The 2,631-nt window shown below is 39.4% G+C and carries 1 protein-coding gene; it reads right to left on the reverse strand.

Translation table 11 applies throughout. The annotated features are described in order from the left end of the window. Positions 1–540: 540 nt before the first annotated feature. Positions 541–2,550: an MBG domain-containing protein gene (locus tag G634_RS21440; protein ID WP_026505910.1), complete on the reverse strand. Its 2,010-nt coding sequence runs from the start codon at positions 2,548–2,550 to the stop codon at positions 541–543. Positions 2,551–2,631 lie beyond the last annotated feature (81 nt).

Below are 2,631 nucleotides of genomic sequence, written 5' to 3' on the forward strand. Positions count from 1 at the left end.
CTATTTCTACAAAATCAATTCATTCGAGGATGATTATATTTTGTTTCCGCTCGCAGCGACGTTTAATAGAATACCTCTACAAGCCCGCAAAGTCAACATATATTTACAAACGAATTATCGATAATGTTATATATACTTTTTAAACTTGTTCTGTATATTCACCGCACCTCTGCGTGGGAGATGTCTTAAAATTTTTGAATTCCTTTACTAATCAGCCCTACTAAAGCTTAAGGATCCGTATGCAAACGGGAGTAGGTCAAAACACGACCTACTCCCGTTCAATTTCATTTATTCTCAATAGACCCTACCGACTGCCTCTACTAAAGACAGCAGTTTTTCAGGCTAAAACCCACTAACAGACCCTCCTAAAGATTGGGAACCCCCACTAAACTTTGGAGACCTCATATTTTTCTTATCCTGCATATTTAACTAAAGTCACAAACCGCAAATAAAGACCTCGCCTTAAATGTTTTACACTTAAAGCGAGGTCTTAGTTTAATGATTACTAATGATTATTAGTACTAATATTTTTTACAAAAATTAGTGATTGGATTTACTATTTTTTCTGCGTCCATGCACAACTAATGCACTAGCTACCACAGCTGCTGTAAGAAGAATTGCAAAATCTTTTCCAAGGTTAGACTCATCTCCTGTCCTACGTTTTCTTCCAAGAACAGCAGGCTCATCTGCTTCCTCTTCTTCTGTAAGCTCTGTATCATCTACTCGTCTAGCACCTAATACATCCGGTGAATCAGGGAATACAGGAGTTGGTGTCACTACTACTGTAGTTGTTGGAGTAGTAGGTGTTGGTGGTGTTGGCGGCGTTGGTGGTGTTGGTGGTGTTGGTGGTGTTGGCGGTGTTGGTGGTGTTGGCGGTGTTGGTGGAGGTGTTGGAGTTGTAGGTGTTGTAATAGTAAGTGTTCCAATCTTCTCAACCAAAGTATAGTTATCTTCTTTTGCCGTTCCATCCCACACTATCTCGTAAGTGTTATCTGATGATCCAACTTCAATCTGTTTTCCAGTTACATTCAACGTAGCTGTTTCATCATTAACAAATCCTTCTAATGTTCCTCCAGCGGTAATCGCCGAGCCATCATATGTCTTTGACGCACTAAAGGTTGTAACTGTAAGTGGAGCTCTGTTAATTGTAAGCTTTCCTAATGTACCATCCTCATACGTAAACTGGCTTCTGACTTCATTATTTTCAGGGTCATAAATCTTCATTTCAGTTACATCCAGAACCATGCCGTATTCGCCAGCGTCAGTTCCTTTTGTTGTAACCTTAACACCTGTTACTTTGAATTCAACACCATCTATACTTACAGTTGTCTCTGTTGTTTCATCCATTTCGGCACGAACTTCAGTTCCGAAAAGTCTACGCAAGTTGTCTGCCATTGGTTCAAATATCTCATCGATAGGTAATCCGCCACTTGCTTCTAATCTGTAATCAAAGTTCTTATATTCTAATCCGCTATAAATCTTATCTACGTCATCAACTGATCCTTTAATTACAAACTTGTAATCTCCTCTATCAAAAATTTCAAGAGTACCAATGTTTTCAACTAATTCATAGTTGTCAATCTTTCCGTTTATCCACTCAAGTTCATACGTATTAGGAGTAGTTCCTACATTTGTGATTTTTCCAGTTGTCTTAACTATTGCTTCTTCGCCTTCTACGATTCCGTTCAAGAATCCTTCAGCTGTAAGCGGTTTTCCAGTATAACGCGCTTTAGCACTCTTAGTATATACTTCAAGAGGAGCCTTTGTTACTGTAAGTGTTCCTTTAACTGTACTAATGTTAGTAAAGAACTCAGTTACATTTGTATCACCCTTCTTAATAGCATAACCTTCTGCAATTACGTTATCACTTTCTCCTGCATCTTTCTGACTTCCTGTTGCCTCTGCTTCAACTGTGAATCCTTCTGGAAGTCCCTCTACTTTAATGACTTCATCTTCGCCAAGTGGTAGAAGAACCTGTTTACCCGTAGCTGTAAGTGGTGTACCATCATATTCCTTTTTAGCACTTGGAGCAATGATTTTTACCTCTCTACTATTAGCCAATACTTCCAATGTTCCAAGTGACTCAGTTATCTTATAATTGTCTTTATTTGCGCTACCCCACTCAATTTCATATACGTTAGGTGTTGAACCAGGATCTGTAATACTACCCTTTCCTGTTACTGTTGCTGTTTCTCCATCGATTAAACCTTCGATAGTCGCATTTTCATTTGTAAGCGGTGTTCCATCGTATTCCTTTCTGTCTGATTCTGTTGTAATTATGACCTCTTTAGGAGTTACTGTTAACGTACCTGATAATTTTTCTACCTTCTCAAAGAAGGATGTCTTATCTTCTCCTGTAGAATCCAAGAATTTATATCCATCTTCAACTACGTTTTCACTCTCGCCTACATCTGTCTGACTTCCTGTTGCTGTTGCTGCTACTGTGAATCCTTCTGGGAGTCCTGTTGCTGTTACTGTACTATTAGTAAGCTCTGTTCCGTCATATTCCTTATTTGCTGATCCGGCCTGAAGAATAACGTGAAGCCTCACACGACTAAAGTCGCGTGCTTCCTATTGCCACAATCTACGTTGTGGTTGCCTTTTAGGGCATCGGACTGCGTTTCTGTCCAT

It is taken from the genome of Butyrivibrio sp. NC3005 (assembly GCF_000424545.1).
Lineage (GTDB): Bacteria > Bacillota > Clostridia > Lachnospirales > Lachnospiraceae > Butyrivibrio.